Genomic DNA, 14,241 nt, shown 5'->3' with positions numbered 1-14,241 from the left:
CGCGGGTCAGCCGTCCTGCCCCGCGACCGGCTCCAGGAACTGCATGTCGAGCTGGATCTTCACCACCTCGCCGAGCAGACCCGGCGCGAAGTCGAGCCCGAACTCGCCGCGCCGGATCTCGCCGGAGGCCTCGAACCCGGCGTGCCTGCGCTCGCTGCCGGGGAAGGCCTCGACCCCGCCGAACTCCACGGCCAGCGTGACCGGCCTGGTCACGTCGCCGATCGTCAGCTCGCCCTCCATCGTCCACTCCTCGTCCGAGCCGTGGATGCGCGTCGAGCGGAAGACCAGGGTCGGCCGCTTCCCGACGTCGAGCAGGTCCGAGGCGAGCACATGCGCGTCCCGGTCCTTGTTGCCCGTGTCGATCGAGGCGATGGCGATGGTGGCGGTCACCGAGGAGTCCTCGGCGCGCTCGCCCACCACCAACTCGGCCTGTACGTCGGTGAAGCGGCCCCGCACCTTGGAAATGCCGAGGTGACGGATGGAGAAGTTCACGGCGGAGTGGAACGGTTCGATGTCCCAGACCCCGGCGGCCAGCGGCAGAGCGGGCGCGGAGGTGGCGGCAGCGGTCGTGTCGGTCGTCTCAGGAGTCATGCGCCCACCTTGCGTCGGGCCGGGGACGCGAGGAAGGCCGAGCCGAGACTGGTAGTGACAGGGCCACGCTGGAACACCGCGACCGCTGCTACGTTCGGACCGTGAGCGACAACGACCTCGGCGCCTTCCTCCGCGCGCGCAGGGAAGCCGTGACCCCCGTCGAGGTCGGGCTGCCCTCCGGCGTCCGCCGCCGCACACCGGGCCTGCGCCGCTCCGAGGTCGCGACCCTCGCCGGAATCAGCGTCGAATACCTCACCCGGCTCGAACAGGGCAGGGACCGCCACCCCTCCTCGCAGGTGCTCGGCGCGCTCGCCGACACGCTGCGGCTGACCGTCGAGGAACGCTTCCACCTGCGCCGCCTACAGAAACAGCTGGGCGACGGCGACCCGTGCTGCCCGGCGGCCGTGCCACCCGCGGACTCGGTCCGCCCCACCGTGCGCGCCATCCTGGACAGCCTGGAGCCCGCGCCGGCCGTGCTGCTCAACCGCCTCGCCGACATCCTCGCGTGCACCACGGGCTACCGGCGCATCGCCGAACCCCTCGGTGTGCTGGACGGTGAGCGTCCGAACCTCGCCCGGTTCGTCTTCACCGACGAGCGGGCCCGCGCCGCCTATCCCGAGTGGGACCGCGTCGCCGACGGCCTGGTCGGCCACCTCAAGACGGAGTCCATGCTCGACGACCCGCACGTCGGCGGGTTCACCGACGAGCTGACGGTCGTGGCGGGCGCCCCCTTCAGCGACCGCCTCGCGGGCGTGCCCGTGCTGCCCCGGCGCACGGGCGTCGAACGGTTCACCCACCCCGAGGCGGGCGGGCTGCGGCTGTCGTACGAGACGCTCTCGCTGCCCGACGTCGATCCGCAGCGCCTGACCGTCTACGTCCCCGCCGACGACGCCACGTCGGCCGCCCTCGACCGGCTCAACGGCCGCAGACCCGGCGGTCTGCACGCCGTCAACGGCTGAGGGACCGGCCCAGTTCCCTCGCGTACGGCGGCTCCGCGCCGGCCCGGGAGCAGGTGATCGCCGCCGCGCGGGCCGCGAAGCGCAGGACCGCCTCCCAGTCCTCGGCGGCCAGGCCGCGCACGGCGTCCGCCGAGAGCGCGTCCCGTTCGGCGAGGCCGTGCAGGAGCGCCGCGTTGACCGTGTCGCCCGCGCCGATCGTGTCCACCACGTCGACCCGCTCGCCGGGCACGTCCAGCTCCGCGCCGTCCCGCGTGTACAGGGAGAGGCCGTCGCCGCCGCGCGTGACCACCACGGCCGCGGGCCCGTGGGCCAGCCACTCCCGCGGGGTGCCGCCCAGCCAGTCGGCGTCCTCCTGCGACAGCTTGAGCAGCGTGACCGAGGGCAGCCAGCTCGTGAACCGCGCGCGGTAGGCGTCGGCGTCGGGGATGAGCGCGGCCCGCACGTTGGGGTCGAGCGCCGTGAACACCCCGCTCGCCGCCGCGCGCCGCAGCAGCTCCTCGTACGCGCTCGCGCCCGGCTCAAGGACCAGCGAACAGGTACCGAACGACATGGCCCGTACGCCGTCGGGAAGCCGCCCCGGGGCGGTGAACAGCCGGTCGGCCGTGCCCTCGACGTAGAAGGAGTACCCGGCGGAGCCGTCCTCGCCGATCGAGGCCACGGCGAGCGTCGTCGGCTCCGGGCCGCGCTGCACGTACGAGAGGCCGACCCCGGCCGCCCGCAGCCCGTCGAGCAGCGCCTCGCCGAAGGCGTCCCGCGACAGGCGCGAGCAGAACGCGACGGGGGAGCCGAGGCGGCCGAGCGCCACCGCGGTGTTGTACGGGCCGCCGCCGAGGCGCGGCGCGAGGTCGGGCAGGGCCGCGCGGCCGTCGGGGGCGCGGCCCGCCTCCTGCGGTACGAGGTCGATCAGGGCCTCTCCGGCGACGACGATCACGGGCGGTTCCTTCCGGGCGCTGCCTTGGCTGGGCTCGGGCCGCGCGGCACGCCGGCCCGGCGTCCCGCACAGGCTAGGCCGTGCGCGACCCCGCGGCGGCAGGCGGGCAGCACTCGGGCACGCTCGCGCCCGACCCGGTCGCGGCGTCCGGCACCGGTATGGTCTGATCCGTCACCGATGCCCCTGACCTGTGGAGACGCCATGTCCGGCATGCCCCCCGCCCGCCGCACCGTGCTGCGGGCCGCCGCTCTCGCCCCGGCCGTCGGGCTCGGGCTCACCGCCTGCTCGTCGGGCGAGGGCGGGTCGAACCGCTCGGCGCCGACCGCACCGGTGGACCTGGGCGCGGCCGACGACGTGAAGGTCGGCGCCTCGAAGCTGTACACGGACAAGAACGTGGTCGTCAGCCGGATCTCCGAGGACGAGTACACGGCGTACAGCTCGATCTGCACGCACGCGCGGTGTCCGATCAACAAGCTGGAGGGGCACAAGCTCATCTGTCAGTGCCACGGAAGCCAGTTCGACGCCACCAACGGCAAGGTGCTGCACGAGCCCGCCGTCACACCGCTGTCCGAGCTGTCGGTGAAGGTCGAGAACGGCAAGCTCGTCGCGGCCCCGGAGGCCTAGCCTCAGATCACTCCCAGTCCCAGGCGATCCCCAGCAGCCCCGCCCGCACCTGTGGCTCCACCAGATGCACCGACCGGTGGCTGCCGCTCAGCGTCAGTTCCTGCCGGCCGCCGCGCGGCGCGCCGGCCGAGTGCTGGGTGAAGCGGTGGCAGCGTACGGGCAGGGCCTGGTCGTCGAAGCGGACCTGGAGCGCGTACTGGCCGCCCGCGAAGGGGAAGCCGCGCAGATACTCGGTGGCCGCGCCCGCCGTGCCGTCCTCGAACCCGTAGCCGAACAGATGCGTGTCGCCCGCCCGCAGCCGCGCGTCGAAGAGCAGCTCCGCGACAAGGACCCCCGTGCTCCGGTGCCAGCGCACCCGGCCCGTGCGGCAGTTCTCCAGGGCGCGCACGCGCACCTGGTCGGGGGCGCAACCGCGGTCGCCGTGGTAGATGGCCACGTAGCGGTCGACGCCGTCCCGGTGGGCGCGCACGATGTGCTGCGACTCGCGTCCCGTCATCTCGCGGTGCGCGCCGATCCGCACCCGCTCATGGTGGCCGATGGTGTGCAGGCCGCCGTCGGAGGGGAGGCCGAGTTCGGCGAGGAGCGTGCGCAGCACGTCCGAAGCCTCCACCAGGGAACGGTACGAACGGGCGGCGGGCCGTTCTCCGTCGGTGTGCTCGGCCGGCCGGGCGAGCAGCCGGACCAGTGACTCCCCGGGGAGCTGAAGGATCTCCTCCAGGGCGCGTACGGCGCGCAGCGACTCGGCACGCCGGGGGTGGCGTACGCCCTGCTGCCAGTAGCTGAGGCTGGTCACGCCGACGTTGATGCCCTGCTGCGCCAGATGGTGCCGTACGCGCTGCAAGGGCAGCCCGCGCGCGGTGATCGCGGCACGCAGCGCGGCGTGGAAGGGGCCGGTGCGCAGGGCGGCCGTGAGGTCCGCCGGATCGTCCTCCGGCGGCCGTGCCGTGTCCGCCGCGGGCGCGCTCTTCGCGAGCTGTGTTCCGTGCCGCAAAGTCGTGCTCCTTCTGTGAACGTTCACACCTGCCGGCCGGGCGTTCGCGCCGGTCGGAGCGGACCAGCAGGTCGGCGCAAGGCTTCTGTTCACACCCGTACGCCCGCCGTTCACGGCCCAGGTGATTTCGCATTGAAGCGTGTTGACCTGTATCGGACAACACTCGATGCTCAATCGCAGCGTCCGGACGCGCTCCTCCACACCTCACATCCCACCCGGGAGGAACGCGATGCGCCCACCCCACAGCAGGAGCAGCAGCGGCAGACGCAGGGGCCTCAGCGCCCTCGCCGTCGTCGCGGCGGCCCTGTTCACCGCTCCCACGGCGACCGCCACGGCGGCCCCCGCTCCCGTCACCTCCGTCAGCTCCGTCGCGCCCGCCGCCGACCAGGCACGCGGCACGACGGCCGCCGACTCCTCCGCCCTGGCCACCAAGCGCCTGAACATCACCATGCAGGCGCAGCAGAAGACCAACTGGTGCTGGGCCGCGGGCGGCAACACCATCGCGACCTACATGGGCCGCGGCTACAGCCAGAACCAGTTCTGCAACGCCGCCTTCGGGCGCGGCCAGAACACCGAGTGCCCCAACAACCAGGCCACCCTCGGCAACGTGCAGACCGGCCTGCGCTGGGCGGGCATCAGCCCCGGCTCGTACGTCACCGGCTGGCTCCGCTACCCCACCGTGCAGGCCGAGATCAACGCGGGCCGCCCGATGGAGACCCGCATCCAGTGGTCCAACGGCGGCGGCCACATGCACGTCCTCTACGGCTACGACGACGCCAACAGCTGGGTCTACTGGGGCGACCCCTGGCCCTCCAGCGACCGCTACAACTGGGCGTCGCACGCCTGGTACGTCGACAACGACACCTTCTCCTGGACCCACTCGCTCTACCGGATAGGGGCGTGACCGCGATGACCCGGCACCTTCCCCGCCACCTTCCCCGCCGCCTGGCCAAGACCGCGCTCGCCGGTTCGGCCGCCACGCTGCTGCTCGGCCTCACGGCCCCCGCGGCCTCCGCGGACTCCGGTCCCGCCGCCCCCTCCGCGGCCTCCCGTGCCGCCGCGCACCAGGCCGCCCAGGCGCCGGGGACCCTGGACACGCTCTCCCGGTTCTTCGCCCGCGAAGGGGCGGTGACCAGGGCCGCGGCCGACCCGCGGGTCGAGGGCAAGGCCGTGCCCGTGTACTACCTCTCCCCGGAGTTCGTCGCGGGTGAGAAGGGGGCACCGGTCGCCCGCCTGGAGTTCCTCGCCAGCAAGGCCGTCTCCTCCGACGGCCAGGAGGCCTCCCTCTGGACCGTCGAGCGAGGCCGCTCGTGGCAGGTGGTGAACATCGCCACCGGGGACGACGAGACGCGCTACGCGCGCGTGGGCGCCGACAAGCTCCCCGGAGGCACCGTCTTCCACGAGCCGCAGATCAACGCGTGGTACGTCCAGGGTGAGGTGCGGGGCCACGCGCGCGTGCTGCCGCTCGACAAGGACGCGGTACGTGCCGTGGGCGCCGAAGGCACCTCGCTCACCGCCTACCGCAAGCGCGTCCACAAGGCGTACGGCGACAAGCTCCCGGGCTCGGCGTACGCGAAGTCCGGCAAGGCGGGCGGCTACGAGGAGAAGAACGGCAGGACGGGCGGCCAGGAGCAGGCCTCCGAACACTCCGGGGCATCCTCCGGGGCGCCCATGACGGTGGCTTCCTCGGCTGCCGGAGCCGGCGCGCTGCTCGCGCTCGGCCTCTCGGTGGCGGCCCTGCGGCGCCGGGGGCGCAGGCGCGGCTGAGGGGTGCGCGGCCGCCCCGGCCCATGGCCCGGGGCGGCCGGTCTGTCGGTGGCCGCCAGTAGGCTGTCCGTCATGGCCGACCCTTCCAGCTACCGCCCCAAGCCGGGACAGATCCCCGACGCCCCGGGGGTCTACAAATTCCGCGACGAGCACCGCCGGGTGATCTATGTCGGGAAGGCCAAGAGCCTGCGCCAGCGCCTGGCGAGCTACTTCCAGGACCTGGCGGGCCTCCATCCGCGTACGCGCTCCATGGTCACGACCGCGGCCTCCGTCGAGTGGACCGTGGTCAACAACGAGGTCGAGGCGCTCCAGCTGGAGTACTCCTGGATCAAGGAGTTCGACCCCCGGTTCAACGTCAAGTACCGCGACGACAAGAGCTACCCCTACCTCGCGGTGACGATGAACGAACAGTTCCCGCGGGTCCAGGTGATGCGGGGCCACAAGAAGAAGGGCGTGCGGTACTTCGGTCCCTACGGCCACGCCTGGGCGATCCGCGACACCGTGGACCTGCTCCTGCGCGCCTTCCCGGTCCGCACGTGCTCCGCCGGCGTGTTCAAGAACGCCGCCCGCACCGGCCGCCCCTGCCTGCTCGGCTACATCGGCAAGTGCTCGGCGCCCTGTGTGGAGCGCGTCACCCCCGAGGCCCACCGGGAGCTGGCCGAGGACTTCTGCGACTTCATGGCGGGCCGCACGGGCACCTACATCCGCCGCCTGGAGCGGCAGATGGCGGACGCCGCCGAGGACATGGAGTACGAGAAGGCGGCGCGGCTGCGCGACGACATAGAAGCGCTCAAGAAGGCGATGGAGAAGAGCGCCGTCGTCCTCGCCGACGCCACCGACGCCGACCTCATCGCCCTCGCCGAGGATGAGCTGGAGGCGGCCGTCCAGATCTTCCACGTCCGCGGCGGCCGGGTGCGCGGTCAGCGCGGCTGGGTCACCGACAAGGTGGAGGCGGTCACCAGCGGTGACCTCGTCGAACACGCCCTCCAGCAGCTCTACGGCGAGGAGACCGGGGACGCCGTGCCCAAGGAGGTGCTCGTCCCCGCGCTGCCCGACCCCCTGGAGCCGGTGCAGGAGTGGCTGACGGAGCGCCGCGGGGCCAACGTCTCGCTGCGCATCCCGCAGCGCGGCGACAAGAAGTCACTCATGGAGACCGTCGCGCGGAACGCGCAACAGTCCCTCGTCCTGCACAAGACCAAGCGCGCCTCCGACCTCACCACGCGCTCCCGCGCCCTGGAGGAGATCGCCGCCGCCCTGGAGCTGGACAGCGCCCCGCTGCGCATCGAGTGCTACGACATCTCGCATCTGCAAGGTGACGACGTCGTGGCCTCGATGGTGGTCTTCGAGGACGGTCTCGCCAGGAAGAGCGAGTACCGCCGTTTCCAGATCAAGGGCTTCGAGGGGCAGGACGACGTCCGCTCCATGCACGAGGTGATCACCCGCCGTTTCAAGCGCTACCTCTACGACAAGGAGCGGACGGGGGAGTGGTCCCCCGAGGACGCCGACATCCCGGGCCTGACCGAGGAGGACGGGCGGCCCAAGCGGTTCGCGTATCCGCCGCAGCTCGTCGTGGTCGACGGCGGCCAGCCGCAGGTGGCCGCCGCCAAGCGGGCCCTCGACGAGCTCGGCATCGACGACATCGCGGTCTGCGGCCTGGCCAAGCGCCTGGAGGAGGTCTGGGTCCCGGACGAGGACGACCCGGTGATCCTGCCGCGCACCAGCGAGGGGCTCTATCTGCTGCAACGCGTACGTGACGAGGCGCACCGCTTCGCCATCACCTACCAGCGGACCAAGCGGGCCAAGCGCTTCAAGGCGGGGCCGCTGGACGAGGTGCGGGGCCTGGGCGACGCCCGCAAGCGGACCCTGATCAAGCACTTCGGTTCCGTGAAGCGGCTCCGCGCGGCGACGATCGACCAGATCTGCGAGGTCCCCGGGGTGGGCCGCAAGACCGCCGAGGCCATCGCGGTGGCCCTCGCCCAGGCGGCACCCCCCGCCCCCGCGGTCAACATGACGACCGGCGAGATCCTGGAGGACGAGGAAACCGCGGAGCTCCCCGCGGAAGCCGCTCCGGTGACCGAGAATCAGGATCTCCCCGCCGCGGGCACTTCCCGCGGTGAGGAGAGCGTTGAAGAGAGTGGGGAGCCCGTGACCACGGGCTTCACCGAGGAACGACGGGGGCAACAGACATGAGCGAGCACGACGAAGGTGGAGAGCAAGTGAGTGCGGGAGCGCCCATCGAGACGCCCGGAGTCCCCGAAGCGGCGATCCCCGAGCTGGTGATCATCTCCGGTATGTCGGGTGCCGGACGCAGCACGGCCGCCAAGTGCCTGGAGGACCTCGGCTGGTTCGTCGTCGACAACCTGCCGCCCGCCCTGATCCCCACGATGGTGGAGCTCGGCGCCCGCTCGCAGGGCAACGTGGCACGCATCGCGGTGGTCGTCGACGTACGCGGCAGGCGCTTCTTCGACAACCTGCGCGAGTCCCTGGCCGAGCTGGAGTCCAAGAACGTCACGCGGCGCATCGTCTTCCTGGAGTCCTCCGACGACGCCCTGGTCCGCCGCTTCGAGTCGGTCCGCCGCCCGCACCCCCTCCAGGGCGACGGCCGCATCGTGGACGGCATCGCGGCCGAGCGCGACCTGCTGCGCGAGCTGCGCGGCGACGCCGACCTGGTCATCGACACCTCCAGTCTGAACGTGCACGAGCTGCGCGCGAAGATGGACGCCTCGTTCGCGGGCGACGAGGAGCCCGAGCTGCGGGCCACCGTCATGTCCTTCGGCTACAAGTACGGCCTGCCGGTCGACGCGGACCTGGTCGTGGACATGCGCTTCCTGCCCAACCCCCACTGGGTGCCGGAGCTGCGCCAGTACACCGGACTGAACGAGGAGGTGGCGGCGTACGTCTTCAACCAGCCGGGCGCCAAGGAGTTCCTCGACAGGTACGCGGAGATGCTCCAGCTCATCGCCGCGGGCTACCGCCGCGAGGGCAAGCGGTACGTGACGATCGCCGTCGGCTGCACGGGCGGCAAGCACCGCTCCGTCGCCATGTCGGAGAAGCTCGCGGCACGCCTGGCGTCCGAGGGCGTGGAGACCGTCATGGTCCACCGGGACATGGGGCGCGAGTGAAGCCGACCCGCCGGACCGTCCGCCTGAGCCGTCTGGGCCGCAAGCGGGGCACCCAGCCGAAGGTGGTCGCGCTCGGCGGGGGCATGGGCCTGTCCGCCTCGCTCGCCGCGCTGCGCCGCATCACCGGGGCCGGAGACCTCACCGCCGTCGTCACGGTCGCCGACGACGGCGGCTCCAGCGGCCGCCTCCGCGACGAGCTGGGCGTGCTGCCCCCCGGCGACCTGCGCAAGGCGCTCGCGGCGCTCTGCGGTGACGACGACTGGGGCCAGACCTGGGCCCGCGTCATCCAGCACCGCTTCCAGTCCAAGGGCGACCTGCACGAGCACGCGGTCGGGAATCTCCTGATCGTCGCCCTGTGGGAGCAGCTCGGCGACCACGTACAGGCCCTGGACCTGGTGGGACGCCTGCTCGGCGCGCAGGGCCGCGTCCTGCCCATGTCGGCCGTGCCGCTGGAGCTCCAGGCTCTGGTCAAGGGGCACGATCCGGCGCGCCCGGAGGACATGGACACCGTCCGCGGCCAGGCCACGGTGGCGCTCACCCCGGGCGAGGTCCAGTCCGTGCACGTGGTGCCGAGCGACCCGCCGGCCGTCCCCGAGGCGGTCGCCGCCGTCCTCGACGCGGACTGGGTGGTGCTCGGCCCCGGCTCCTGGTTCTCCTCGGTGATCCCGCACCTCCTGGTGCCGGAACTGCTCGACGCGCTCACCGAGACGAAGGCCCGCAGGGTCCTCTCGCTCAACCTCGCGCCGCAACCGGGAGAAACCGATGGGTTCTCTCCGCAGCGTCATTTGGAGGTTTTGGCCCGACACGCCCCTAAACTCGCCCTGGACGTGGTGCTGGCCGACGAGGCCGCCGTGCCCGACCGTGAGTCACTCACCGATGCCGCGAAACGGTTCGGCGCCACGGTCGAGCTGGCGCCGGTGGCCCGGCCCGACGGAACTCCGAGGCACGATCCGGAGCTCCTGGCAACCGCGTACGACCGTATTTTTCGGATGCATGGAAGGATCGGCCCATGGCGATGACGGCAGCGGTGAAGGACGAGATCTCCCGGCTCCCCGTCACCCGGACCTGCTGCAGGAAGGCGGAGGTCTCGGCGATCCTGCGGTTCGCGGGCGGCCTTCACCTGGTGAGCGGCCGCATCGTGATCGAGGCGGAGCTGGACACCGCGATGGCGGCAAGACGCCTGAAGCGGGACATCCTGGAGATCTTCGGGCACAGCTCGGAACTGATCGTGATGGCTCCCGGCGGTCTGCGGCGCGGTTCGCGTTACGTCGTCCGGGTGGTCGCGGGCGGCGATCAGCTCGCCCGCCAGACGGGCCTCGTGGACGGCCGCGGCCGTCCGATCCGGGGCCTGCCGCCGCAGGTGGTCTCGGGGGCCACCTGCGACGCGGAGGCGGCCTGGCGCGGGGCGTTCCTCGCGCACGGCTCGCTCACCGAGCCGGGGCGCTCCTCCTCCCTGGAGGTGACCTGCCCGGGTCCGGAGGCCGCACTCGCCCTGGTCGGCGCCGCCCGCAGACTCCAGATCTCCAGCAAGGCGCGCGAGGTGCGGGGCGTGGACCGGGTCGTCGTGCGTGACGGGGACGCGATCGGCGCGCTGCTGACCCGCCTCGGGGCGCACGAGTCGGTCCTCGCCTGGGAGGAGCGGCGGATGCGGCGCGAGGTGCGCGCCACCGCCAACCGCCTGGCCAACTTCGACGACGCGAACCTGCGCCGCTCGGCCCGCGCGGCCGTCGCCGCGGGCGCCCGGGTGCAGCGCGCCCTGGAGATCCTCGCCGACGAGGTGCCGGAGCACCTGGCCGCCGCGGGCCGGCTGCGCATGGAGCACAAGCAGGCCTCCCTGGAGGAGCTGGGCGCGCTCGCCGAGCCGCCGCTGACCAAGGACGCCGTGGCGGGCCGTATCCGCCGTCTGCTCGCGATGGCCGACAAGCGGGCCCAGGACCTGGGTATCCCGGGCACGGAGTCCAACCTGGCCGACGATCTCGCCGACAACATGGCGGTCTGAGCCGACGACACGGCGGTCCGAACAGCCGCCTCGTACGTCACACGAGCCGCTGGTGCCTCATAGGGCACCGGCGGCTTCCGTTTCCCGTGGCACCCACCTTCACCCGCCGTATTGACATGATCATGCACTGTCACGAGCCTGGCATCCGGCACGCCAGTGCCTGACAACCGCAAGGGGGGCTCATGGGACGAAGAGCGAGCGCGAGATCGATCCTCGCAGCGAGCGCACTGCTCATAGGCGGTCTCGCCGTCGCACCACAGGCCCAGGCGAGCGGAGCCGGCAAGAACCCGGCCGCCGACGACCCGGCGGCCGTGAAGGTCTACCAGGCCGAGGTCACCGAGAAGCAGATACCGATTCTCGTGGAGGCGGGGCAGGACGCCCACGAGCTCGCGGGCCAGGCTTCCGACAAGGGCACGAAGCGCGTCGAGGTCTATCTGACCGAGGGGCAGGCGAAGGCGGTCGAGCGCCAGGGCGTCGAGCTCAGCGAGCACAAGATGTCGGCGGCCGCCGAGAAGCGCGTCGAGGCCGCGGGGGACGGTGTCTACCGCCCGTACAGCGGAAAGGGCGGCCTCAAGGAGGAGATCGTCAGGACCGGCCAGGAGAACCCCGGCATCACCAAGGTCGTCTCCATCGGCAAGACGGTCCAGGGCAAGGACATCCTCGCCCTGAAGCTCTCCAAGAACGCCAAGAAGTCCAAGGACGGCTCCAAGCCGTCCACGCTGTACATGTCCAACCAGCACGCGCGCGAGTGGATCACCCCCGAGATGACGCGCCGCCTGCTGCACCACTACGTGGACAACTACGGCAAGGACAAGCGCATCACCAAGCTCGTGAACTCCACCGAGCTGTGGTTCGTGCTCTCCGCCAACCCCGACGGCTACGACTACACGCACGCCGCCGACGGCGAGCGCCAGTGGCGCAAGAACCTGCGCGACATCGACGGCGACGGCAAAACCGCGCCGGGCGACGGCGTCGACCTCAACCGGAACTTCGCCTACAAGTGGGGCTACGACAACGAGGGCTCGTCCCCCGAGCCCTCGTCCGAGACCTACCGCGGCACGGGCCCGATGTCCGAGCCCGAGACCAAGGCGATCGACCGCTTCCAGAAGCGCATCGGCTTCACGTACGGGATCAACTACCACTCCGCGGCCGAACTGCTCCTCTACGGAGTGGGCTGGCAGGTCGCCACGCCGACCCCGGACGACGTGCTCTACCGGGCGCTGAACGGCACCCCGGAGAAGCCCGCGGTCCCCGGCTACCACCCCCAGGTCTCCTCCGAGCTCTACACCACCAACGGCGAGGCCGACGGCCACGCGGGCAACATCAACGGCATGGCGATGTTCACGCCGGAGATGTCCACCTGCCAGACCGTCTCGAACGTCGACCCCGACGACGCCTGGAAGCCCCAGGACTGCGCGTCCATCTTCACCTTCCCGGACGACGAGAAGCTGATCCAGCAGGAGTTCGCCAAGAACGTCCCGTTCGCGCTCGCCGTCGCCGAGACGGCGCTCCACCCCGACGAGCCGGTCTCCGTCACCGACATCGAGGCCCCGGACTTCACCGCCGACTCCTTCTCCACCTCGTACGCGCGCGGGGGCGACCAGGAGGTCTCCGTCACCGCCCGCAAGTCGGTGCGCGACAAGGAACTGAACTACCGGATCAACGGTGGCCGAACGCACGACGAGGACCTCAAGGCCTGGAAGGGCGGCGAGACGTACGGCGGCGAGGACAACCTCTACTTCGACCAGTACCGCGCCGAGGTCGAGGACGCGCGCGTGGGCGACAAGGTGGAGGTGTGGTTCACCGGCCGCGCCAAGAAGGGCCGCACCCACAGCGAGCACTTCACGTACACCGTCGCCGAACGCCCGAAGGCGAGCGTCCTCGTCGTCGCCGAGGAGGGCGCGCCGGCCGCCCAGACGCGCGGTTACGTCGACGCGGTGAAGGCCAACGGCCGCACCGCCGCCGTCTGGGACGTCGCGAAGCAGGGGGTCCCGCACCCGCTCGGCGTCCTGTCGCACTTCTCCGCGGTCGTCCACTACACAGGCGACCCCGTCCCCGGAGCCCCCACCCAGCTCGCCCTGCGCTCCTACCTCAACGAGGGCGGCAAGCTCGTCGAGGCCGGTGAGCGGACCGGCGCCGCGGTCGACCTGGGCGAGGCACGCTCCGACGACTTCGCGCAGTACTACCTGGGCGCCTACGAGCGGCTCTCCGCGCCCGGCGTGACCGGCTTCGAGGGCGCCGGTGCCCTCGCGAAGGCGAAGACCCCGCTCGGCGCCGCCGAGGGCAACCCGCTCGACAAGGCAGGGCGCTTCACCGTCACCTCCGACAACCTGCCCGCCAAGGAGTTCCCGCGGTTCACGAGCGCCGCGGCCGGCTCCTACCCCGGTCTCACCAACCCGTACGCGCCCTTCGAGGGCCAGGGCATGGCCTCCGCCACCCACGCCGACCAGGACTACAAGCGGCTCACCCGCACCCTCGACCTGACCGGCGTCACGGCCGCCGACGCGCCGGAGCTGCGGTTCGCCCTCAACTGGAACCTGGAGGCCGGGTACGACCACGGGGTGCTCGAAGCGCACACCGTGGGCGGCGACGACTGGACCACGCTGCCGGACAAGAACGGCAACTCCTCCGCGACCGTGCCCGCCGAGTGCGCGGCCGGGTTCCTCGCCAACCTCCACCCGTTCCTGCGCCACTACCTGACCGTGGGCGCCGACGCCTGCACGGCCTCAGGGACGAGCGGCCGGTGGAACAGCTTCACCGGGTCCTCCAGCGGCTTCAAGCCCGTCGCCTTCGACCTGAGCGCCTACGCGGGCAAGAAGGTCGAGGTCTCCCTGAGCGCCGTCACCGACCCCTCCAGCGGCGGTCGCGGACTCTTCGCCGACAACGCCCGGCTGGTCGTCGGCGGCACCGCCACGGAGACCGAGGGCTTCGAGACCTCGCTCGGCTCCTGGGCCACCTCGCCGACCCCGGCCGGGAGCCCCAATATCACAGGCGACTGGGCGCGCACCGGGGAGCTCTACCGGCCCCACGCGGCCGTCACAGCGCGTGACAGCGTGCTGCTCGGCTTCGGGTTCGAGCACGTACCCGGAAACGCCGAAAGGGCCGCTCTTATGGGCGCTGCCCTGGCACATCTGCGCGGCTGACGCTCCGTAATCGGGACCAAGGTCCCGGAGGCCCATGCCCCTACTCGGGGGTATGGGCCTTTGTGCCGCTTACGGCCTCTCTCAATGTCACCTCAGAGGCCTCGGAGAGGTAGG

At 71.9% G+C, this 14,241-nt stretch carries 12 protein-coding genes; 9 read left to right on the top strand and 3 right to left on the bottom strand.

What is annotated here, in order from left to right; all coding sequences use genetic code 11:
• Nucleotides 1–6 precede the first annotated feature (6 nt).
• Nucleotides 7–591, bottom strand: coding sequence for a YceI family protein (locus ACRAKF_RS10710; protein WP_447036711.1), 585 nt, complete (start codon nucleotides 589–591; stop codon nucleotides 7–9).
• Nucleotides 592–692: 101 nt separating this feature from the next.
• Here ACRAKF_RS10710 and ACRAKF_RS10705 point away from each other — a divergent pair, with 101 nt between their 5' ends.
• Complete coding sequence (locus ACRAKF_RS10705; RefSeq protein WP_447036710.1) at nucleotides 693–1,550, top strand: helix-turn-helix domain-containing protein; 858 nt, start codon at nucleotides 693–695, stop codon at nucleotides 1,548–1,550.
• On the opposite strand, the gene ACRAKF_RS10700 is transcribed toward ACRAKF_RS10705, so the two are convergent.
• Nucleotides 1,540–2,481: a carbohydrate kinase family protein gene (locus ACRAKF_RS10700; protein WP_447036709.1), complete on the bottom strand. Its 942-nt coding sequence runs from the start codon at nucleotides 2,479–2,481 to the stop codon at nucleotides 1,540–1,542. The genes ACRAKF_RS10705 and ACRAKF_RS10700 overlap by 11 nt on opposite strands.
• Before the next feature lie 201 nt (nucleotides 2,482–2,682).
• Here ACRAKF_RS10700 and ACRAKF_RS10695 point away from each other — a divergent pair, with 201 nt between their 5' ends.
• The gene (locus tag ACRAKF_RS10695) at nucleotides 2,683–3,105 is read left to right on the top strand and encodes a Rieske (2Fe-2S) protein (RefSeq protein WP_447036708.1); all 423 of its coding nucleotides are present in this window, start codon (nucleotides 2,683–2,685) and stop codon (nucleotides 3,103–3,105) included.
• A 7-nt stretch (nucleotides 3,106–3,112) separates the two neighbouring features.
• On the opposite strand, the gene ACRAKF_RS10690 is transcribed toward ACRAKF_RS10695, so the two are convergent.
• Nucleotides 3,113–4,096 carry a hypothetical protein gene (locus ACRAKF_RS10690; RefSeq protein ID WP_447036707.1) on the bottom strand — a complete coding sequence of 328 codons (984 nt, stop codon included), beginning with the start codon at nucleotides 4,094–4,096 and terminating at the stop codon, nucleotides 3,113–3,115.
• Between the two features lie 229 nt (nucleotides 4,097–4,325).
• Here ACRAKF_RS10690 and ACRAKF_RS10685 point away from each other — a divergent pair, with 229 nt between their 5' ends.
• The 7 genes from ACRAKF_RS10685 to ACRAKF_RS10655 all read left to right on the top strand — a co-directional run bounded on the left by ACRAKF_RS10685 (nucleotide 4,326) and on the right by ACRAKF_RS10655 (nucleotide 14,127).
• Nucleotides 4,326–5,000 (top strand): papain-like cysteine protease family protein, encoded by a 675-nt coding sequence (locus tag ACRAKF_RS10685; RefSeq protein WP_447036706.1) that lies wholly within the window; start codon nucleotides 4,326–4,328, stop codon nucleotides 4,998–5,000.
• Nucleotides 5,001–5,005: 5 nt separating this feature from the next.
• Nucleotides 5,006–5,863, top strand: coding sequence for a hypothetical protein (locus ACRAKF_RS10680; protein WP_447041914.1), 858 nt, complete (start codon nucleotides 5,006–5,008; stop codon nucleotides 5,861–5,863).
• 72 nt (nucleotides 5,864–5,935) lie between these two features.
• Nucleotides 5,936–8,053 carry an excinuclease ABC subunit UvrC gene (gene uvrC / locus ACRAKF_RS10675; protein ID WP_447036705.1) on the top strand — a complete coding sequence of 706 codons (2,118 nt, stop codon included), beginning with the start codon at nucleotides 5,936–5,938 and terminating at the stop codon, nucleotides 8,051–8,053.
• A complete protein-coding gene (rapZ, locus tag ACRAKF_RS10670; RefSeq protein WP_447036704.1) occupies nucleotides 8,050–8,985 on the top strand; it encodes an RNase adapter RapZ in 936 nt (311 codons plus the stop codon). The genes uvrC and rapZ overlap by 4 nt, the downstream gene beginning before the upstream one ends.
• Entirely contained in the window at nucleotides 8,982–10,004 is a 1,023-nt protein-coding gene (locus tag ACRAKF_RS10665; RefSeq protein WP_447036703.1) for a gluconeogenesis factor YvcK family protein, read from the top strand. The genes rapZ and ACRAKF_RS10665 overlap by 4 nt, the downstream gene beginning before the upstream one ends.
• Nucleotides 9,995–10,984, top strand: coding sequence for a DNA-binding protein WhiA (whiA, locus tag ACRAKF_RS10660; RefSeq protein ID WP_447036702.1), 990 nt, complete (start codon nucleotides 9,995–9,997; stop codon nucleotides 10,982–10,984). The genes ACRAKF_RS10665 and whiA overlap by 10 nt, the downstream gene beginning before the upstream one ends.
• 182 nt (nucleotides 10,985–11,166) lie before the next feature.
• The gene (locus ACRAKF_RS10655) at nucleotides 11,167–14,127 is read left to right on the top strand and encodes a M14 family zinc carboxypeptidase (protein WP_447036701.1); all 2,961 of its coding nucleotides are present in this window, start codon (nucleotides 11,167–11,169) and stop codon (nucleotides 14,125–14,127) included.
• Nucleotides 14,128–14,241 lie beyond the last annotated feature (114 nt).

It is taken from the genome of Streptomyces sp. DSM 118878, assembly GCF_052936595.1.
Note: the sequence above shows the minus strand (reverse complement) of the source record. Positions and strands in the feature narration are given on the sequence as shown.